14 protein-coding genes and 1 tRNA gene are annotated in these 21546 nt (G+C 52.3%); 9 read left to right on the forward strand and 6 right to left on the reverse strand.

All coding sequences use genetic code 11. The annotated features are described in order from the left end of the window. Nucleotides 1-328: 328 nt before the first annotated feature. Entirely contained in the window at nt 329-1558 is a 1230-nt protein-coding gene (locus tag Q399_RS0115675; protein WP_031570006.1) for an adenosine deaminase family protein, read from the reverse strand. Nucleotides 1559-1764: 206 nt separating this feature from the next. On the opposite strand from Q399_RS0115675, the gene Q399_RS0115680 reads away from it, so the two are divergent. Beyond that, nucleotides 1765-3687, forward strand: coding sequence for a tetratricopeptide repeat-containing diguanylate cyclase (locus Q399_RS0115680; protein WP_031570008.1), 1923 nt, complete (start codon nt 1765-1767; stop codon nt 3685-3687). Nucleotides 3688-3788: 101 nt separating this feature from the next. On the opposite strand, the gene Q399_RS0115685 is transcribed toward Q399_RS0115680, so the two are convergent. Then, nucleotides 3789-3875 (reverse strand) — tRNA-Leu (locus tag Q399_RS0115685). A 552-nt stretch (nt 3876-4427) separates the two neighbouring features. Here Q399_RS0115685 and leuA point away from each other — a divergent pair. The 6 genes from leuA to Q399_RS0115715 all read left to right on the forward strand — a co-directional run bounded on the left by leuA (nt 4428) and on the right by Q399_RS0115715 (nt 12114). Continuing rightward, nucleotides 4428-6014, forward strand: a complete 1587-nt coding sequence (gene leuA, locus Q399_RS0115690; protein ID WP_031570010.1) for a 2-isopropylmalate synthase — start codon at nt 4428-4430, stop codon at nt 6012-6014. A gap of 25 nt (nt 6015-6039) precedes the next feature. Next, complete coding sequence (leuB, locus tag Q399_RS0115695) at nt 6040-7110, forward strand: 3-isopropylmalate dehydrogenase (protein ID WP_031570011.1); 1071 nt, start codon at nt 6040-6042, stop codon at nt 7108-7110. 10 nt (nt 7111-7120) lie between these two features. Beyond that, on the forward strand, nt 7121-8533 hold the full coding sequence (gene leuC, locus Q399_RS0115700; protein WP_031570012.1) for a 3-isopropylmalate dehydratase large subunit: 1413 nt from the start codon (nt 7121-7123) through the stop codon (nt 8531-8533). Beyond that, nucleotides 8530-9132 carry a 3-isopropylmalate dehydratase small subunit gene (gene leuD / locus Q399_RS0115705; RefSeq protein WP_031570014.1) on the forward strand — a complete coding sequence of 201 codons (603 nt, stop codon included), beginning with the start codon at nt 8530-8532 and terminating at the stop codon, nt 9130-9132. The genes leuC and leuD overlap by 4 nt, the downstream gene beginning before the upstream one ends. A 254-nt stretch (nt 9133-9386) precedes the next feature. Next, on the forward strand, nt 9387-11603 hold the full coding sequence (locus Q399_RS21725; RefSeq protein ID WP_051686067.1) for an adenylate/guanylate cyclase domain-containing protein: 2217 nt from the start codon (nt 9387-9389) through the stop codon (nt 11601-11603). A gap of 31 nt (nt 11604-11634) precedes the next feature. Next, nucleotides 11635-12114, forward strand: coding sequence for a hypothetical protein (locus Q399_RS0115715; RefSeq protein WP_031570018.1), 480 nt, complete (start codon nt 11635-11637; stop codon nt 12112-12114). A 52-nt stretch (nt 12115-12166) separates the two neighbouring features. On the opposite strand, the gene Q399_RS0115720 is transcribed toward Q399_RS0115715, so the two are convergent. Next, nucleotides 12167-13825 carry a S41 family peptidase gene (locus Q399_RS0115720; RefSeq protein WP_031570019.1) on the reverse strand — a complete coding sequence of 553 codons (1659 nt, stop codon included), beginning with the start codon at nt 13823-13825 and terminating at the stop codon, nt 12167-12169. Between the two features lie 171 nt (nt 13826-13996). On the opposite strand from Q399_RS0115720, the gene Q399_RS0115725 reads away from it, so the two are divergent. Continuing rightward, nucleotides 13997-15148: an HD-GYP domain-containing protein gene (locus Q399_RS0115725; RefSeq protein WP_051686068.1), complete on the forward strand. Its 1152-nt coding sequence runs from the start codon at nt 13997-13999 to the stop codon at nt 15146-15148. On the opposite strand, the gene Q399_RS21210 is transcribed toward Q399_RS0115725, so the two are convergent. Further along, nucleotides 15149-18154, reverse strand: a complete 3006-nt coding sequence (locus Q399_RS21210; RefSeq protein WP_211253360.1) for an EAL domain-containing protein — start codon at nt 18152-18154, stop codon at nt 15149-15151. A gap of 204 nt (nt 18155-18358) precedes the next feature. On the opposite strand from Q399_RS21210, the gene Q399_RS0115735 reads away from it, so the two are divergent. Beyond that, the gene (locus tag Q399_RS0115735; protein ID WP_051686069.1) at nt 18359-19711 is read left to right on the forward strand and encodes a DUF2252 family protein; all 1353 of its coding nucleotides are present in this window, start codon (nt 18359-18361) and stop codon (nt 19709-19711) included. Here the strand turns inward: Q399_RS0115735 and Q399_RS0115740 are convergent. Further along, nucleotides 19685-20278, reverse strand: coding sequence for a DUF1826 domain-containing protein (locus tag Q399_RS0115740; RefSeq protein ID WP_084164413.1), 594 nt, complete (start codon nt 20276-20278; stop codon nt 19685-19687). The two genes, Q399_RS0115735 and Q399_RS0115740, sit on opposite strands and share 27 nt — an antisense overlap. Next, nucleotides 20244-21452 (reverse strand): zinc metallochaperone GTPase ZigA, encoded by a 1209-nt coding sequence (gene zigA / locus Q399_RS0115745; protein ID WP_031570029.1) that lies wholly within the window; start codon nt 21450-21452, stop codon nt 20244-20246. Before zigA ends, Q399_RS0115740 begins: the two co-directional genes overlap by 35 nt. Nucleotides 21453-21546: the final 94 nt, after the last annotated feature.

The following is a 21546-nucleotide window of genomic DNA, read 5'->3' on the forward strand; positions in this document are numbered from 1 at the left end:
TTTATTAGTTCGCAGGCACTAAAATATCAAGATGGACGTTTGCAGGATCAAAGGATCTGTTGCTAAATAGCGACAGCAAAAAGCAGACACATATTTTATATATATAAATCAATAACTTAACATGTATCTTTTTTGCGACAGTTTTTGCTGCACACAGGAAAAATCAATAAAATAATTTATATTCAACAACTTAAGGAGATATCAAACCACACAAATTTCAACTGAGCCTGGTCTGCAGCCCCGGTTGCGGTAAATCCGCCTGAACATCGCCAGACGCGAAAAAGCAAAAAAGCGCCGGCAGGCGCTTTTGCAAGTCAACACAGGCCGCTTAATTAATAAAACCGTATTTGCGGGAAATCACATCGAAGTAGTTCAGACACTGCTTGGCATATTCACGTTTTTCCACATAACTGCCCGGGAAAAAACTCTTTTTAAAGCCATAAGCCACGATATCTTTTAACCGTTTCAGCGGAATATCAAAATTGTCTACCGCCAGCTGATACTCACGGCTCACAGTGGTATTGGACACCAAACGGTTGTCAGTACAAATCACGGTGGCGATGCGATTTTCCAGCATATCTTTAAACTTGTGTTGTTTGATATCGGCAATCGCCGGATTGGTCTGTAAGTTTGAGGTCAGGCAGACTTCAATCGCGATGCGCTTGTCCGCAATATATGAAGCTAACTCTTTGATGTATTTCTGTTTATCGGTGATGGCAGGGTCTTTAATCATCTCCGGAATAAACATCGAATAGCCATGACCAATGCGGTCGGCATAACATTCGGTGATAGCTTCGAACACCGATTCGGCACCATAGGCTTCGCCGGCATGCAAAGTCTTCAGCAAAAAATGCTGATGGGCGTATTCGTAAACTTCTTTAAAATTGTGCGCCGGAAACCCGGATTCTTGCCCCGCCAAATCCAGTGCGACTATAGGAATACCGGCTTCGTCACGTAATCGCACGCTGGCGCGCACCAGTTCCATCGCCGCCAGTTTGATCACCTGCATCGGGTCAAAATCTCGCATCAGCTGGAACAAATTGGTGTAATAAGGCGAAAAACCTTTGCCGGAGAACATCCGCATCGCACAGTTAATAATGCCATAAGCAAATGGCGGTCGATGACCGAGCTGGACCTGATCATGCGCATTGTATTCATGCATGGCTCGCTTTAAGCCGTTGTTGACAGTATGCATAATGCGGTCGAAATCGATGCCTACCGCCGGGTCCATCAATAGCTGCGGCGCAAACCGCACTTCGATGTAATTGACGCCTTCAGCCTGATTATCCAGCGCCAGCTCATAAGCCGCTTGCTCCAGATTTTCCAGGTCGCGCAGTACACCGCAAGTGTACTGAAAGCCATGCAGGTATTCGCCTAAGTTGTTGTAGCGCTCTTTAAACACCAGCTCTTTCATGCCTTCAACCGTGTTAGACGGCAGCACCAGCTTGCTGCGCTGTGCCATTTCAATCAAAGACTCCAGCCGCAAACTGCCATCCAGATGCAGGTGTAAATCAGACTTAGGCATTTCTTTAATAAAATCAGCGGAATAAAACGGCATAGTGAGTCCCTGAGCAGCTTACGACTGCAGCTAGTTTAGCAAAATCGGCACCTGGATGTTGATTTGACTGCATCCCAGTCGCATTTGGGGTGTTATGCAGATTGTGCAACCGTTGGTTTTTCAGCCAATCAGTTGTTCCTGATCTGGCGATAGACCCGCGACTGGCCTAGGCTTTGAGTTTACAACCCTGCAAAACCGGAGGTTGAATGGTTGTATCCACCAAAGTTAAAAACGCATTGGCTGTTTTAGTCTTGGGAATCAGTACCCAGACTGCTGCCGAAAATAATGCCGGGCTGAAATTCAGCGCATTTGAACAGCGCATCTGGCAGATAGTCCAAAATTCTTCAGCGGAAAATCCGCTCACTTTGTTACAAGCGCTGGCAACAGACGTTACTGAACCGGCCGACCAAGCGTTATTGCTGATGCATCAGTGCCGGCTGGCCGTGCGGCAATCGCAACAGCCGCAACCCGCTTTGTTACAACATCTGAGCAAATTACATCAGAGTGATACAGACAGGGCGACCGGCGCTGCTGCCCTGACTAAATGCCAGCAATATCATGCCATGCTGGACGCCAGCTCGAATCAAATCCTGCAGCTGGAAAACACCGCGTACTATGGGCTGAACGCAAGCGACGGCCCTTTGATGCAGATGTGGCTGTCTTTCGATTTTGCCAATGCCGCGATGGATGCCGGTTTTGTTGATGAAGCGTTGCAAGCCATCGAGCGCTCGCTTTCAATCGCCAGACAAAACGACTTGTCCGAATGGGTCAGCGAAAGTCTGGGCTTGCTGGCCCTGTTGCAAAGTGATTTGGGCCAGTATCAGCAGGCGCTGGCAACAGTACAACAGGGCTTGGCACAGGCCAAAGACCCGCTGAATCGCGAAACTTTACAACTGCGGCAGGCTTTTGTACTGAAGCAGGCCAAACACTATGACGAAGCGCTGGCCGCCTATCAGCAGCTGCTTTATCAGGCAGGACCAGACAATGAGCAGGTCTATATCACTGCAGCGCTGAATATCTCGGCAATTTATCAGGCAACCCGGCGTCATGCCGAAAATCTGCAACTGACCGCCCAACTACTGCAACGGCTGGACAAAACTCAAGATCCTTACTCCTTCGCTCAGGCCGCAACTTTGCGGGCGATAGCACTGCTGAGCAACGATCAATATCAGGCGGCAGCCCCACTTTTTACTGAAGCACAACAATGGTTTGAGCAAAACGAATGGTTGGTATATCTGGTTCCCACGCTGGAGCAATGGGCCGATTTGCTGGCGCAAAAAGGTTATTTTGCCGAGGCCTATCAGGCCAGCCAGCAAAGTAAACAGCTACGCGACCAACTCAATGAACAGCGCCGGCTGCGCGATGCCACGCTGCAAAATGCTCAGCTCGAAGTTGCCCGTCAGCAACAGGCGTTACTGGAATCGCGCCAGGCCCATCAGCAAGTCACGGCTGAACTGGCCCGCAAGGAATTTGAGCAACGCAGCTTTCAGCTGATTGTGGCGTCGCTGATGCTATTGGCTCTGACCATTCTCTGGGCTTATGTGCGGCTGCGTCAGGCCAATCAGGCGCTGGCAGCGAAAAATGAGGAACTCGACTACGAAAGCACGCATGACCCACTGACAAAAGTGTTTAACCGGCGTTACTTTAATCAGTTTATCCAGCAAAAACTGGCGCAAGGCGGCGAAGCCCTGCTGCTGCTGATCGATATCGATCACTTTAAAAAGGTCAATGACACTTATGGTCACCATGCCGGTGATCAGGTGCTGGAAATCGTCAGTAAACGCCTGGCCGGCAAGCTGCGTGACATCGACCGAATCATCCGCTGGGGCGGTGAGGAGTTTCTGATTTTTATCGAAAAACCAACGGACAGCACGAACGCGGCGGCACTGGTGCAACGTTTGCTGAGCGAAGTTGCCAGCACGCCGGTGCAATTGGCGCATACCCAACTAACAGTAACGATTTCGGCCGGTTTTTCGCTGATCACTCTCAGTGATATTCAGGCGCTGGAGAGTACACTGAACCAGATTGATGAATCGCTGTATCGCGCGAAAACACAGGGCCGTAATCAGGCCGTGGGCTTGTTGCCACAGCCGGCGCAGGAACTGCTGACGATACAACCGGCGCTGTAGGAAGAATACAAAACAGCGGCCATAAAACACGGCATTGTGATGTTGATTCAGCTTTCTTACTGTTGAAAAGGGCTGGAAAGATCAGAAAAATTACAGGGAAGTGGTGCCCGGGGCCGGACTTGAACCGGCACGCCCTTTCGAGCGAGGGATTTTAAATCCCTTGTGTCTACCGATTTCACCACCCGGGCAGAGTCGCATGTGCAGGCGCACTTGGCAGAACGGCGGCGATTTTACGCTGGCTTTTATCTAACTGTCATGTGCTTTTTGCGATGTGGGCCAAATTTTTGCTGTAGTTGTGCTTTTTTTCGCCATCACACCAAGCTGATGAAGCTGAAAACCACTGCTCCGATCTCAAATTTAGCCATCCAGAAATCTATATAAAAACCAACAGCTTAATAATTCATCAGCCTAAAGTCGTATCCATTTAGCCATCTATACTGTTGCATTCGGCTTTTTGTCGTGATATTACTAAAAACGCTGCAGCTTTGTTCAGTCGCGTATCTGCAGCACAATGTGCCGGCAATGTCGGCCAAGCGCCAAAAAAAGACAGAGCAATGAATCACTTAAACACTATGACCGCCATTCTTCTCAGCCTCCTCGTGCTCCTAATCGGACCTCGGGGTGTTGTGCATTGGTCGTAGTGTAAATACGGATCCAGCAAACAAACCCCGAGCCACAGGCCGGGGTTTTTTGTTACCTCAAGGTCTGATGGGTGAAAATTTCAGCAAGAGGAACAGGATATGAGCAGCGCCCAACACGAAAACAATAAAATCTGGATTTTTGATACCACTTTGCGTGACGGCGAGCAGGCATTACGGGCCAGCTTAAGCCATAAACAAAAAATCCAGCTGGCCCATGCCATTGCGCGCTTAAATGTCGACGTGATGGAAGTGGGCTTTCCGGTGTCTTCGCCGGGCGATTTCGCTTCAGTGCAGGCGATTGCCCAAAGCGTGAAAGGCCCGGTGATTTGTGGCCTGTCGCGCGCGGTGTTCGCCGACATCGACGCCTGCGGCGAGGCGTTAAAAGCTGCCGAACGCCGTCGAATCCACACCTTTATTGCTACTTCCCCACTGCACCTGCAATACAAATTACGCAAGACTTTAGAGCAAGCCACTGAGCAAGCCGTCGCCTGTATTCAGCATGCGCGCCGTTATACCGACGATGTCGAATTCTCCTGTGAAGATGCCGGTCGCACGCCGATTGATGATTTATGCCGCATTGTTGAAGCCGCGATTAAAGCCGGCGCCACTACCATCAATATTCCTGATACTGTCGGCTACACCATCCCGAACGAATTTGGCCAGATCATCAGCCAGCTGATGCACAAAGTGCCGAATATCGATCAGGCACGGATTTCGGTGCATTGTCACAACGATTTAGGTTTAGCGGTCGCCAACAGCATCAGCGCCATTCAGGCTGGCGCGCGCCAGATTGAGTGCACCGTGAACGGCATCGGCGAGCGCGCCGGCAACTGTTCGCTGGAAGAGGTGGCGATGATCATCAAAACCCGCGGCGACTATCTGCCGTTTTATACCGATATCAAAAGCACAGAAATTTACCGGTCCAGCCACTTGGTCAGCCAGATTTGCCACATGCCAATTCAGCCGAACAAAGCCATTGTCGGCGAAAACGCTTTTGCGCACAGCTCCGGTATTCACCAGGACGGCGTGTTAAAAGCGCAAAATACTTATGAAATCATGTCGCCGGAGCAAGTTGGCATCCGCACCAACGAACTGAACCTGACTTCACGCTCTGGCCGCGCTGTCATCGCGCACCGCTTAACCGAAATGGGTTACAGCAAAGAAGATTATGATTTAGACCAGGTCTATCAGGCGTTTTTAACGCTGGCCGACCAAAAAGGCCGGGTGTTTGATTACGACTTGGAAGCGCTGGTGTTTTTCGAAAACTTAAAAGATGACGACGAGCGCTACAAACTGGCGTTTTTAAGTTCCAGCACCCACACCGGCCATGTCGCCAGCGCCACTGTCGGTTTAACGGTCGGCGATGAAACTTATACAGAAGCAGCCACCGGTAACGGTCCGGTCGAAGCAGCCTTTCAGGCGATCCACCGCATCGCCAAACTGGAAGATGCCAAGATGGTCGATTACAACCTGCAGGCCAAAGGCGAAGGTGAAAACGCGCTGGGCCAGGTCGACATCATCATCGAATATCAGGGCCGGCGTTATCACGGCGCAGGCCTGGCCACCGACATCGTGCGCTCATCCGTGCTGGCTTATGTGCATGTACTGAACCTGATTGAACGCAGCAAACGCATTGATGCGGTGAAGCTGGCGCGTAAAAACGCCGACAGCGCCATCGAAAAATAATTCGCTTTAACTTTTTCCGAGACAGATGATGAAGACTTACAACATTGCAGTATTAGCCGGCGACGGCATCGGGCCGGAAGTGATGGCAGAAGCATTAAAAGTGCTGGATGCGGTCAGTGAGAAGTTTGGTTTTGCCATTAAAACGCAAAGTGCCTTAGTCGGTGGCGCCGCCATTGACGCACACGGCGAAGCACTGCCGGCCGCCACTTTAGATTTGTGCAAACAAAGTGATGCGATTTTATTCGGCTCAGTCGGCGGGCCAAAATGGACCAGCCTGCCGCCGGCGCAACAGCCAGAGCGCGCGTCGTTATTGCCACTGCGCAAAACTTTTGACCTGTTCTGTAACTTACGCCCTGGCAAGATTTACCCGGCTTTTGCTGACTTATCGCCAATTCACCCACGCACCAGCTCGAAAGGCATGGACATTCTGTGTGTACGCGAACTGACCGGCGGTATTTATTTTGGCGAAAAAGGCCGCACTGAGACGGCCGCTTTTGACACCCAGACTTACAGCGTGGCCGAAATTGAACGTATCGCCCGCGTCGCTTTTGAAGCCGCGGCCAAACGCAGCAACAAAGTGACATCCATTGATAAAGCCAACGTGCTGGCGACCAGCGTGTTATGGCGTGAAGTAGTCAGCCGCATCGCCAAAGACTATCCGCAAGTGGCGCTGGATCATATGTATATCGATAACGCCGCAATGCAGCTGATCCGTTCGCCGCAGCAGTTTGACGTGCTGCTGTGCGACAACCTGTTTGGCGACATTTTATCCGATGAATTAGCCGCCATTGCAGGTTCGTTAGGCTTGTTACCGTCCGCCAGCTTAAACGGTTCTAACTTTGGTTTATATGAACCGGCCGGTGGCAGCGCGCCGGATATCGCAGGCAAGGGCATTGCCAACCCGGTGGCGCAGATTTTAAGTGCGGCGTTGTTGCTGCGCTTTAGCTGTGGCGAAGAAGCCGCCGCGCGCGCGATTGAAGCCGCAGTGGAACAGAGCCTGGAACAAGGCATTGTCACCCGCGATATCAACGCAGAGTCCGGCTACAACACCGCGGATATCGGCAACGCCATCGTGCGTTTTATTCAGGCAGCTTAAGGAGTCCACCATGGGCCAGACTTTATATCAGAAGATTTACCAGAGCCACGTGGTCGGCGCCTTAAACGGCAGCACAGATTTGTTGTTTGTCGACCGCCACCTCATTCACGAAGTGACCAGCCCGCAGGCGTTTGCCGGGCTGCGTCAGGCCGGGCGCAAAGTGCGCCGGCCGGATTTAACTTTCGCCACTATGGACCACAACACCTCAACACAAGTACGCAGCTACGACGCTGCTGGCGAGACTTCGCGTAAGCAGCTGGAGGCCTTGGCTGCCAACTGTGCCGAAAGCGGTATTGAGCTGCTGGACTTGTATCACCCGGATCAGGGCATTGTGCACGTGATTGGCCCTGAGCTCGGTTTAACACAGCCCGGCATGATCATCGTCTGTGGCGATTCACACACTTCCACGCACGGTGCTTTTGGTGCCATCGCTTTTGGTATCGGCACGTCCGAAGTTGAGCACGTGCTGGCGACACAAACACTGCCGCAGCAAGTGGCAAAAACGCTGAAAGTAGAAGTGACCGGCACGCTGTCGCCTTTTGTTACGCCAAAAGACGTGATTCTGGCAGTGATTGGCGCTTTGGGCACGGCCGGTGGTAACGGTTATGTCGCGGAATTCTGTGGTGATGCCATCAAAGGCATGACGATGGAAGGCCGGATGACGCTGTGTAACATGAGCATCGAAATGGGCGCCAAAGCAGGTCTGATTGCGCCGGATGCCACCACTTTTGCGTATCTGGAAGGCCGCCGTTTTGCGCCCAAAGCCGAGCATTGGGATGCCGCTGTCGCCTACTGGCAAAGCCTGTATTCAGACGCCGACGCGCAGTTCGACAAAGTCGTCTGCATTGACGGCAGCCAAATCAAACCACAAGTGACCTGGGGTACCAATCCAGAGCAAGTGATAGCGATTGACCAGCCGGTGCCGGCGCCAGAATCTTTTACTGACCTGATTAAAGCCGACGCCGCCCGCCGCGCGTTGACATACATGGGCTTGGAAGCCGGCCAGAAACTGACCGATGTTAGCGTCGATGTGGTGTTTATCGGTTCCTGCACCAACAGCCGGATTGAAGATTTACGCGCTGCTGCTGCTGTGGTCGCCGGTAAAACCGTCGCCGCCGGCGTACGCGCTTTAGTTGTGCCTGGTTCTGGTCAGGTCAAACGTCAGGCGGAAGCAGAAGGCTTAGCCGACACTTTCAAAGCTGCTGGTTTTGAATGGCGTGAACCGGGCTGTTCGATGTGCCTCGGCATGAATGACGACCGCGTCGATGCCGGTCAGCGCTGCGCGTCCACCTCAAACCGTAATTTTGAAGGCCGGCAAGGCCGCGGCAGCCGCACCCATTTAGTCAGCCCGGCGATGGCCGCCGCTGCTGCTATTCACGGCAAATTTGTTGATGTGGCCACTTTAACCGGAGCAAGCGCATGAGTGAGATCTTCGCCAAGGGCCTGGTGTGCCCGCTGGACAAAAATAACGTTGATACCGACCAAATCATCCCGAAGCAGTTTCTGACCTCGGTCAGCCGTGACGGCTTTGCTGAAGCGCTGTTTTTTGACTGGCGTTATCTGGCCGATGGTAGTGCGAACCCGGAGTTTGTGCTGAACGAACCGCAGTATCAAGGTGCATCTGTGCTGCTGACCCGCGCCAATTTTGGCTGTGGTTCCAGCCGCGAACACGCGCCCTGGGCCATTCAGCAATATGGTTTTAACGTCGTCATCGCCGAAAGTTTTGCTGATATTTTCTTTAATAACAGCATCAACAACGGCATGTTGCTGATTAGCCTCAGCGCTGCCAACATAGATTTTCTGTTTAACCGCTGTAAACAAGGGCCACAGCAGTGGCACATCGATTTGGCCAATCAGGAAATCTTATTGGGTAATAATGCCGCTATTGGCTTTAGCATTGATGCGGATATTAAACAGCGCCTGCTCAGCGGCCTGGATTTTATCGGTGCCAGCGAAACCTTCAGCCCGCAGATTGACCAGTATGAAGCGCGCCGCCGCGCGGCCCAGCCCTGGTTAGGCTAACTGGCTGCAGACAGCGATGTACATTCGCAGTACATCGCTGTTTTTCTTCTGTTTTCAGCAAGTTTTCAGCATCTTCCATTCATTTTTATCAAGCTTCGTTCACAGTTCACACACCTAACACCCTATAACAGGGAAAAGTCTAAATTTATTGGGTAAAACAATAACTTCCTGACTATGCTCGATCGGTAACACGCAAATACATCAGGGTCTGTGAAGCTGTCGGAACCCGGGGCCAAGCGCAGGAAAACCCGACGGTGCATACTGAAAATCTGACGATCCTGTTCGTAGATATCGCTGGCTTCACCGCCACCACCAATCGCCAGTCGCGCCGGCAAAACGCCTCTTTGCTGCAAAATTTTGAAAGCCTGCTAAAACCGCAGATTAAAAAATTCTCCGGCCAGCTGGTGAAATCAATTGGCGATGCGTTATTACTCACCTTCCGCTCACCCACAGACGCCATGTTATGCGCCTGCCGCATGCAGGACCGGCTGGCGCTGCATCACCAGCAATATCCTGACGAACAGCCGATTGTGATCCGCATCGCCGCCCATTTGGGGGAAGTCCGCACCGCCCGTCACGACATTTTTGGCGAAGCCGTCAATCTGGCATCCCGCATCGAAGCCGTGACGCCGCCGGGTGAAATTTATCTGTCTGAAGCGGTGTTTCTGGCGATGAACAAGACCGAAGTTCATGTACAAAGCGCCGGGCAATTTCAGCTGGACGGCTTTGACCACCCGCTACATCTGTATAAAGTCCAGCAAGACCCGTTGCTGGAATTACCCTTTGGATCATCATCGACAGACCTGCTGCCCAACAATACTCAAAAGCACTGGCGTATGACGGCGCTGGTATTTATTACTCTCTTAGGCGTGGCGACGACAACCGTATATCTCCAGGATCCGCCACTGGCCCCTGCAGCTTTGCCCGCTACAACGCAACGCAGCAGTCAGTATGTAACGGCAGACCTGACTGCGATTAACGATAACCAACTGCCCGCAGAATTTCGTTTTGGCCTGCAACTGGCCATAGAACAGGCGATTCAGCGTATTCCTGGCTTATATCTGGCACCAGAAGATGGATCGGTGTCGACCGATTATAGGTTGCGGGTGAATCTGGTTATGCGGGTCTTCCCGAAACCCGCCGAATTGCACTTCACACTCGAGCGGCCAGCGACACCAGCCAAGCAACAATGGGGAATTCAGTGGTCCGGACAACAGCAACAACAGACGTTACGTCAAGTACAACAACAACTAATCCAATTGTTCAGTCAAATCACTGGTGTGGCTGCGCTGAATACGCCGCCGACAGATATCGATGTCCCAGACAGTTTTTATCAGCAATATCTGCAAGCACGTCAATGGCTGCAACAAGGTGAGCAAAGCCAGAATCCCCGATTACTGCAGCAAAGCAGAGACCAACTCCGGCATGTCGTCACAGCGTTACCGGAATTCCGGGCTGGGCGGCAAGCATTGTGTAACGCTATGCTCCACTTGTTTGAATGGCGAGGAGATCACTCGCAACTGACGGATGCAGCACCTTATTGCCAGAAACTGATAGAAGGCGCGGCAGACAGTGATGACTGGCTGGCCTATGGCCGCTGGCTGGCATTACAGCAAGACAAACAAACCGCCGCCAAAGCCTTGCTACAGGCATTAACAACTAACCCTAAATCTGGCCAGGCTTATGCGTTGCTGTCACGTTTATATCTGCAGGATAATCAGCCACTGGAAGCAGAACTGGTACTGAAGCGTGCTGTCTCTTTACAACCTGACTATTGGCCGGCAATCCAGCTTATGGCTGTCTTTCAGCTGGAACAAGGACAGCTACAGGCTGCTGTGGCCAATTTTAAAAAAGTCGTCCTGCTTGCCCCTGAGAATGCTGTAGCATTGACTAATCTTGGCTCCGCTTATTTATACAGCGGCCAGTTGCAGGCCGCGGCCGACACCTATCAAGCAGCACTGCAAATCCAGCCCGAACCTTTTATTCAGGCCAACCTGGCTACCGTTTACTACTATCTTGGCCGCTTGCAGGATGCAATAGCGCTGTATCAGCAGGCTCTAAAAACCAGTCCTGATGAATATGAATTTCACGGCAATATTGCCGATGCTTACCGGCAGAACCAACAGCCCAGTGAAGCCAGACTGCATTATCAGCTGGCACTGCGGGCCCTAGAGCAGAAGCCAACACTGACAGCCCGTGAGCTGGCGCTGAAAGCGCATTATTTAAGTGCGTCCGGCGACAGTGCCAATAGCCAAAAGCAAATGAAACAGGCACTGCAACAACAACAAAATAATGCCGAAACCTGGCTGCTGGATGCATTAATGAAAGCGCGTCAGGGTGAAAATTCTGCGGCGTTGCTATCAGCAAAACAAGCAGTCCGACTGGGTTTCCCGGCAAAGTTACTGGCGGTAGAACCCGATCTGCGGGCCCTCGCTGCGGATCCGCAATTTCTGGCGTTGCTCAGTCAATGACCCCTCTTTCCATGACAAAAAGGACAGAACCATGAAGAAGATACCATTGTTGTTATTGCTAAGCGGTGTGCTGTTATGCAGTTGGGCCGCTGTTGCTAAGTGTGACAAAGAACGCGAAAATCAGACCATAGAAATCAGCCGAAATGGCAGTGTAATCGCGGTGGAAAACAAAGAATTCAGTCAAAAATGCGTGGTAAAAAACAACAAAAAGCACGACGAGAATACCGGCTCGCAACTGGTTTGGCTATTCCGTGATATCCCTTGTCCGCCGGGGCATTGCCGGGTGGAATTAGACGGCAATCCAGAATTAACTAAAGAAGTTTTTAAATGCGACATCGGCAACGAGCAAAAAAGCCGCTGCCGGTTAAAAGTCAATAAACTGAAAAAGTTGTGCCGCAACCTTGACCCCGGCGATAACAAAGACAGCTGTGAATTTAACTACCGGATTTGGGTTGGCGATCAGGAAATCGACCCAACTATTATTATCCGCCCCAGACCGATGGCGGAATAACAAGCTTTGTACGCCTTGGCAACAGCCCGCTTGGCGGGCTGTTGCTGCAGATTCAGTCCCGAATGTCTGTGCGTAGCAGATTGTGCTGCATGAACTCCTGTTGACGCGGATCGCGGATTGCCAAGCCATCGCTTTGCAGGGGGGCTGCCGCTGACAGTGCTTGTTGAGTTTGTGCTTGCTGCGCCGCGGTCAGCACCGGACAGCTGTTATTGCCGGCATAAAACAACGCTGTTTTTAACAGGCCTTCCTGTGCATCACCAAGCGGTTTGCTCAGGTCGTCCGCCACCGGGCAGCCTTTGATATCAGCGGCAAACTGCGGGGCTGGTTTTGGTGTGAAACCGGCGGCATAATCACCAAAACCTTTGGCGTTGACGCCGCTGAACTGAATGGTGAAATAAGTGGTGCCGCAGTTGTCGGTCGGATAAAAACCATAAGGTTTGCCACAGGTTTTGCCGCCAATCTGGATCACCTCGACATCAATCCCCCGCAAGGCGTTGATAAAGGCTTCGCTGGCCGAGCAGGTATTGTCGGTGGTCAGCACAAAAATCCGGTTCAGGCTGAGGTTAGGCAAGGTCTGATTGGTCAGCCGACCGGCGTTGTAGTCGATACCGCGGCTATAAAACGGTGTGGGTTCCAGTGCTTCGCCGGTCACCGGATCGGTATTCGGATATTTATCGTTAAACTGCAACTTGTCGAAATAACGCGACTGGATTTGATTCGGGCCGCTGACCATATAACCAAACTGCGATGCCAGCGCCAGCAAACCACCACCGTTATAGCGCAGGTCGACGACCAGCTCACTGACTGCTTCGTTGCGGAACTGCTCCACAGCACTAATCAGCTGTGGCTGCGCTGCGGCGATGTGAGTATTAAACTGCAGATAACCGACTTTTTTACTGCCGCTTTGCAGCACTTTGACGTTATGCACCGGCACCGTCGACACATCGGCAGATTGCAAAGTGAAGGATTTGCGGCTGCCGTCGGCTTGTTGCACCGTAAATTGGTGGCTTTCACCGGCTTTGGCCGGGAATAACGCGGCGTTGATAGCATTGACGCCGGCCTGGGTATTGTCGTTGACGAAATCTATACCATCAACTTCCAACAGCTTCGAACCACGGCTCAGCAATGCAGTCGCCGCTGGACTACCAGGTTCGGTGTAAGCGACGGTCAGCTGACGCGGTGGCCGGGTCGCAGTGAAAATCCACTCAATACCATAGCCACTGGTGACCGCAGACTGGGTTTGCTTTTTGTACTCAGCAGTATCCTGATAAAAATGGAAATTGTCTTTGGCGGCACCGGAATCGGTTTTGTTGCTGGTTTTCAGCAGGTCAAAATAGGCCAAAGTGCTGTATGACGCCGGGTCAAGATCGGGCAATTCCTTGTACCACAGATAAGTTCTGTTGCTCCAGGAACGCAGCCAGAGCTTTTCATGCATGGCGGTACCGGCTTTGTCCGGATAGGCGCTGTTACTGAACGGGTCTGTACCGCTGCGTGGCGTGGCGCAGAAGTTCTGTAACGTCGACTCAGCGGCATATTGACCCGCTATCCAGGTTGGCGCTGTCGGAGTGGTTGGCGTTGTGGTGCCGGTGCCGGGTGTAGTACCGGGATTAGTCCCACTGTTGCTGTCGCCGCCGATGGTCCCGCCACCGCCACAAGCACTGAGCAAAGCAGAACTAAAGACGATAACGCTACTGTATATCCACTGTTTCATCGCACACTCCAGACTCATTGATCCCTTATTCCTGCAGGATGATAACAAAAAGTTATCACCTAAGTTAATTACTTGCCCTACGTCAATCAAGCTTGATTTGCCAGCAGCATTTGTTGCAAAAATCGCCAATTGTTTCCACACTCAGGCAGTGCACATACAAGGAGCATCGTGATGACCAGTCTGGCCCCGAGTCAAATTCTGCAACTGTTTCAGGGTGGCGGCAGTGTTAATCAGCGCTTAGCCAATTTACACGACCGTGTTCTGCAAACCATGCCTGCCATCAGCCGGATCGCCTGCGCTTTGTATGAACCTTCCAGCCAACTGCTAAAAACATTTATCAACAGTACCAAAGAAGGCCAGGCCATCAGCGGCTATGAAGCCAAGATCGATAGTTGCGGCGAACTGAGTCTGCTGGCAAAAAATGGCAGCTGCCGGGTCATTGACGATATCCCACTGCAAATCAAATCGGGTAATCAACATTCCGACTGGCTCTTATCACAACCCTACCGTAGTTCCTTTACCGTTCCTATGTACGATAACGGCGGCTTTTTGGGTTTTATCTTTTTCGATTCCGCAGAACCCGGTTATTTTGATGCCCGCGTGCAACGCGACCTGTTGCTCTACTGCAATCTGATTAATATGGCGTTATCTGCCGAACTGTCCGCAGTCCGTGCCGTTTTGGTGTCGGCACAAGTGGCGCGGGAATTTGTTGATTTACGTGACTTTGAGACTGGAGCCCATCTGGAACGCATGGCGCAATATGCCCGACTAATCGCGAAATCGGTAGCAGCCTATTTTCAGCTTAGCGATGAAACCATTGAACACATCTATCTGTTTGCTCCTTTACACGACATTGGCAAAATTGGCATTCCAGATCAGATCCTGCTAAAGCAAGGACCGCTGACCCCCGACGAAAGAGCATTGATGCAAACGCATGTGGAAAAAGGTGAGCAACTGATGCAAAAAGTCATTGGTGATTTTGGTCTGCAACACCTGCCGGATTCAGAGATTATGCATAATATTGTGGCCTGCCATCATGAGTTTCTGGACGGTTCAGGCTACCCACGTGGTTTGCGTGGTGACGAGATCCCTATCGAAGCCCGCATCGTTACAGTGGCGGATATTTTTGATGCACTGACCAGTCAGCGGCCCTATAAAAAGCCATGGACAGCTGAAGCTGCGATGATAGAACTCCACCGAATGGCTGAAACCGGCCTGGTCGATAGGCGCTGTGTCGAAGCTTTAGCCGGAGAGCTCGAAAAAGCCCAATGGATTGCCCGGCATTTTGTTGATGCACATATAGCGGAAAGCCCAACCCACTAATCATGTATCCAACTGGCACCAGGGTTGTTCGGTCTGCCAGTGACGGATCCAGCCTGCGATCTCAGCGGCCGGCATAGGCCGGGCAATACCGTATCCCTGGGCCAGCTCACAACCGATACTTATCAGGGCTTTGGCGTGCGCCATAGTCTCCACACCTTCAGCAATCACACTGCGGTCAAACACGCTTGCAAGCTGCACCACGCCGGCAACAATATTGTGGTCATCCGGATCTTCCAGCATATCGCGGACAAAACTCTGGTCGATTTTCAGGCTATGGACCGGTAGCTGACGCAGATAGGTCAAAGACGAATAACCGGTGCCAAAATCATCGAGCGCAAAACGCACGCCAAAACCCTGACAGCGCCTTAACGCGTCGCGTGCGGCGGCTAAATCATGGATAGCGGTGCTTTCCAGAATTTCCAGTTCAATCTGCCCTGGACTGAGCTGTGGGTAATGCTGTAACAAGCCAGACAGCTGGGCGGCAAAGTCGGCATTCAGTAAGTGGCTGGCACTGATATTGATACCAACTTCCAGCTGAATCCCTTCAGCCAGCCAGCTGTCAGCCTGCATGATGCCGGCATGTAACACAAACTGGCCAAACTGGCTTTCCAGCTCGCTGCCTTCGATAAAAGGCAAAAATGCTGCCGGCGACAACAAGCCGCGCTGCGGATGTTGCCAGCGGATCAGCGCTTCGACCCCTACCACTGCACCGCTGCGTAAATTCACTTTCGGCTGATAAAACAGCACAAACTGATGCTGCTGCAAGGCTTCATGCAGTTGTTCCAGCATCATCCGGTGCTCCTGCGCTTCGCGCTCGTGCTCAGGGTCAAACCACTGAATACGGTTGCGGCCGGCCTCTTTGGCCTGATACATGGCTTTGTCAGCATGGCGCAGCAGCGTATCAGGGTCGGCGTTGTCATCCGGATATAAACTGACACCGATACTGCTGGTCAGCGAGATTTCGATACCGTCGAGCTGCAAAGGCCGGTTGACCGCCTGCAACAGCCGTTTGACGATATGGTTGCCTTCCGGCAGCGCCGGCATATCCGACAGCAACACGACAAATTCATCACCGCCAAGCCGAGCCAGCGTGTCGTCGTGGCGCAGCGCAGACTGGAGCTGGTGACTCAGCGCCAGTAACACGCGATCACCAAAGGCGCTGCCGTGCTCTTCGTTAATTTGCTTAAAACCATCGATATCAATCAGGCACACTGCACAACGTTGTCCGGTTTGCAGAGCGCGGATCAGCGTCTGATTAAAGCGCGACAACAGCAAACGCCGGTTCGGCAGGCCGGTTAAAGCATCAAAATTCGCCACTTTATCCAGTTCAGCGGCATGGGCTTTGAGCTGACTGATATCAGCAAAAATACCGATATATTGCCGGATTTTGCCATCGGCATCGCGGACCACTGAAATCGACAGCATTTCGGTATACACAGTACCGTCTTTGCGTTTATTGATGATTTCGCCGCGCCAGAAGCCATGTTGCTGCAACTGATGCCACATCTGCTGATAAAAGCCTTTTTCATGCAGACCGGACGATAAAATACGTGGCGATTTGCCTTCAACTTCAGCCGCGCTATAGCCGGTAATACGGCAAAACGCCGGGTTGACCCGGATAATCCAATTCTCTGCATCAACCAGCATCATGCCGTCATAGCTGCCGGCAAACATCAGCTCTGCCAGCCGCAGTGTTTCTTCATTGTGCCGGCGCTGCTGAATATCGGTGTGAGTGCCGGCCAGCTGCAGCGGCGCGCCGTCAGCCGAGCGCGTGACGATTTTGCCGCGGGTCAGTATCCAGCGCCAATTGCCGTCTTTACAACGGGCGCGAAATTCCACTTCATGCAGCGGCGCCAGGCCTTGCAGATGTTGCTCAAGCGACCGGTCTACCGCAGCAAAATCTTCAGGGTGCACCAGCTGCGGCCAGTTATCCGGCCGCACATCCATTTCACCGGGCTGATACCCCAACATAGTCTCAAAGCGTTCACTTACCTGCATCCGCTGTTGTTGCAAGTCCCATTCCCAGAAACCCTGCTCTGAGCCTTCCAGTACACGCTGCAGCAAACGCTTCTGACCGACCATGGCAGTAATATCGCGGGCAATACCAAAGGTGCCGCAGAGCTGTTGACGATGGTCAAACAATGGCCCTTTGCTGACGGAATACAAAAGTGGTTTACCATCAGCCGCCTGAATTTGTTCCTGAAAATGCAGCACTTGTTGCTGCTGCCGTACTTTGGCATCATTTTGCTGCCACACCACAACCTGGGACGGGTCCAGCAATTCGATGTCGGTACGACCGATAATCTGACTGGCATCGCGGCCAAAAGCCCGACAAGCCGCCTGATTCACCAGCTGATATCGTCCGGCGTTGTCTTTGGTAAACACGACGTCGTCAGTGCCTTCAATCACCGCATCTAACAAACGCTGCTGCTGACCCACGTGATACGTTTTGTTGCGCAGTTGCTGGCATAACCAGCTGACGGTCAAGCCGTTAATCGTCAGAAACAACCACTGCAGCTGCATATACAGGCTTTGCTCCGGACCACTTAACGTGTGCCGGACAATCCAGCCGACGGCCATCGCTGACAACAGCGTGGCAAAAATACCGGGGCCAAAACCACCAAAAACGGCCGCCAGAATGACCGGAAATAACTGAAGGATCATCATTGGCTTAGTGGCTATATCCACCGGCAATAACACACGGAACCACAGCATCATGCCCACCAGCAACGCCGCCAGCAGATAATCGCGAACCTGACTCTGCCGGTGATTCAGTGGCAACACACTGCGCTCGACGCCTGCCGGCAATGGCACATTTTTCAGCGCCAGCGACAAGCCGACCGCGCTGACCAACACAAACAACATGCCCTTCAGCATCGAGACTTTCAGCAGCTGCTCCGGGCCTATCAGCAGCAGCAACAACTGGTCAGACAAAAAAATCCAGCTGAGCGCCAGCACCAGATAAGCCAGCACAACAATGAAGATGAACCTTTGACGAAGTGACAACAGGGCAAACCCGTAAATGCGAACAAGTCGCACAAGGATAATAGAGCCCTCTGGCCGCAGCAAGTTTCTAAATAGGCAACAACACTTGTCAGACCATTGATAACTGAGACCTTTGCTTACAAAAACGGCTGGTTTTTTCTGTCGCCAGCATACGGCTTCTGCATTAGCATAAAACCTCGCAGCCATAGAAACGGAGATATTCAGATGCAGCGCCTGCAACAACTGATCAGCGAATTCAGCCGGACCGATCAAGTTGACCCCAGCCAGCAACTCTTGGCCAAACATCAAAAAATGGCATTAAACCCGTTTCGGTTTTTACGCGGCAGCTCTGGCTTGTTTTATGCCGATATTCAGTCGGGTCTGCTGAAATTGCCACCGGCGCTCACCACGCAAGTGCCACTGACCACCGTGATGGGTGATTGCCATATCTCCAATTTTGGTTTTTTCACTGAAGATGGCAGTTATGGCGAACGTGTCATTTTTGCTCCCAACGATTTTGACGATGCCTGTATTGGGCCGGCAGTGTGGGATTTAAGCCGCTTTATTGTCAGCCTGTTACTGGCCGCAGATTATTGCCACGGCCTTACCACCGGGAAATACATCAGCGAAGATGCGCCGGACCTGACCGGGTTGACCGCCGCCAGCGCTGCAGATGCTCACGCTGCCGCCCGCCGTTTTCTGCAAAGTTATGCTGATTGCTGTGCGGCCGTGGCCAAAGACCCGGAATTTCGTTTCAGCACTCAGGATGATTTCCCGAAACAACATGTACTGAAGCCGTTTTTGAAAAAAGCCATTAAACGTTCAGCCGCCGGACCTGACTTTCTCAGCAAAAGCACGCTGGCCAAATCGGTAGACTTCAGTGCCCGGCCTTTGCAATTTAAAGCCGACAGCGGCAAATTCAGCCGGATTGAAGCCAGCCGTTATGCCGAACTGGAACAGGCTTTTGCGCCTTATGTGCACGATAGCATTCTGGATATCGTCACCCGCCATGGCGCTGGTACCGGTTCACTGAATATGCAACGCTATTATTTGCTGGTGGGGCCGGCTGAGATTGGATCTGATGCCGATGTGGCTTTGTGTCAGGTGGTTGAAGTGAAACAACAGCGCCGTTCAGCACCGCTGTTTTTCTTCCCGGACTTACACCCGGTCAACCGGCTCAATGACGCGCATCTGACAGTCGATTGCCAGCGTCTGATGCAGCGCCGGCCCGATTCAATACTGGATGAAGTGCAGTTTGAAGGCGCACATTATCTGGTGCGGTCCCTCCATCATGCCAACGTCGATGTCGACCCGGAAGACATCTGTCTGCACATGCAGGACCCGGCGAAATCATTGCGCCAATATGCCGAAGCCTGCGGCCATGCGCTGGCGCTGGCGCACAACCGGGCTGACCGGCGCTCTGCGCGTTTCGCCGTACAGATGCAACAGACGTTGGAAGTTGAAGCCGACGCCTTACTGCAAGCCTGCGCTGACTATGCCAGCCAGCAACAACAAGACAGCCAGTTGCTGGCCACTCTGCTGACTCAAACGTCAGAGCGGATCGAGGGTCAGCAATAAACGCACAGAAAGGCCTGGTGGGGAGCGGTGCCAGACGGCTGCTGCGTCTGGCCAGGCTGAGCCTTTTAACACAGCTGTGTCGCCCAGCTGTAATGCTCCGGTAACATCCGCTTCGTCCGGACCCTCGCGCCATTCAGTCGCAGGTCCGGCATAAGTGACCAGCATCCGCAGTGCCACATGGTCAGTATGAAAACGTGGACACATCGCTTGATGTAACGTTTTTAGCCGGATGCCAAGATAATCTGTATCCATCAGACAGGCCAGCATTTCGGCCTGTAACATAATATCCTTGCGCAGTCCGTCACTGCCAGGGAGCTCCGGCAACGCATTTATTAACAGCGCCGGTAAGTCATCGAGATGCGTCTGGCGCTGCAGCGCAAAGGCCGGACGCGCAGCCAACTGTCTGGCACAGCTCAGCAATTCTTTATCCAGCTGCCGCTGCCATACCGCGAGATTGACTTCCGGCAACAGAATATCGCTGAGTACGTCCGCTGATGTGCTTTGCCGGATCTGTGCCCCGATCGGCCTAAACTCAGTGAACATCATCTTGCTGAAATGGGTTGTCATACAGTCGCCAGACCGCGGGACCTGCGGCGTATTCCTTCGGAGTTAACAGGCAAGCAGCTAACTGGCTGCGCATTTCAGCCTCATCAAGCTCCTGACCGATAAAGACTAACTCCTGGCGACAATCACCGAAGTCTCCATTGAACTGGGCTTCAATCGCAGCGCGGCTTTCAGCATCATCCGGCCATTCCGCTTTAGGCACGGCAAACCAGAACAAACCCGCCATGCCATAGCGCGCAATGCCGCCGGCCTGATGCCACTGCCAGGCAAATTCCGGCTGTGCCGCCAGCCAGAAATAGCCTTTTGAACGCAATAAGCGGCCTTGTGGCCAATCCTGATGGAAGAACTGATAAAGTCGCGTCGGATGAAACGGCATTCTGGCAACAAAACTAAAGCTGCTGATGCCATACTCTTCGGTTTCCGGCTGCTGCTCGCCACGCAACACCTGCAACCAGCCGGGCGCTTGCTGCGCCTTGGCAAAATCAAACAAACCTGTGCCCAGCACTTTGTTTAGCGGCACCCGGCCATGCTGGCTGTACTCAATCTGCGCCGACGGATTGAGCTGACGCAGCACGGCGGTCAAAGCATCTAATGCAGATTTACTGACCAAATCTGTTTTACTGACCACCAGCACATCACAGAATTCCACCTGATCAATGAGCAGATCTGCGACAGTGCGCTCATCCTCTTCTCCGAGGTGTTCGCCACTGTCTGCCAACAGACGGGCTTGTTGATACTCGGCCATGAAATTCACGGCATCAACCACTGTCACCATTGTGTCCAGCCGGGCGATATCAGCGAGAGTTTTGCCGTCTTCGTCGGTGAAAGTAAAAGTTTCGGCGATGGGCAAGGGTTCGGAAATACCAGTAGATTCAATCACCAGATAATCAAAGCGCCCTTCCCGCGCCAATGCCTGTACTTCAATGAGTAAATCTTCCCGCAAGGTACAGCAGATACAGCCGTTACTCATCTCGACCAATTTTTCTTCCGTGCGATTGAGTTGAATTTCTTTTTGCACGGCATGTGCATCTATATTCAGTTCGCTCATGTCATTGACGATCACCGCGACTTTCAAGCCGGCGCGATTTTGCAGAATATGGTTTAACAAGGTGGTTTTACCGGCGCCTAAAAAACCGGATAACACTGTGACAGGTAACAAGGGTGTTTGATGATGCATAACAGCGGCCTGAAAGATTCTTTGAGATGTTATATTATAACAATATCCAGATCGATTCCAGCATCCGCTGACAGGACGAAGCCCGCATGAGCAA

The organism is Rheinheimera texasensis DSM 17496 (genome assembly GCF_000711985.1).
In the GTDB taxonomy this organism is placed as follows: domain Bacteria; phylum Pseudomonadota; class Gammaproteobacteria; order Enterobacterales; family Alteromonadaceae; genus Pararheinheimera; species Pararheinheimera texasensis.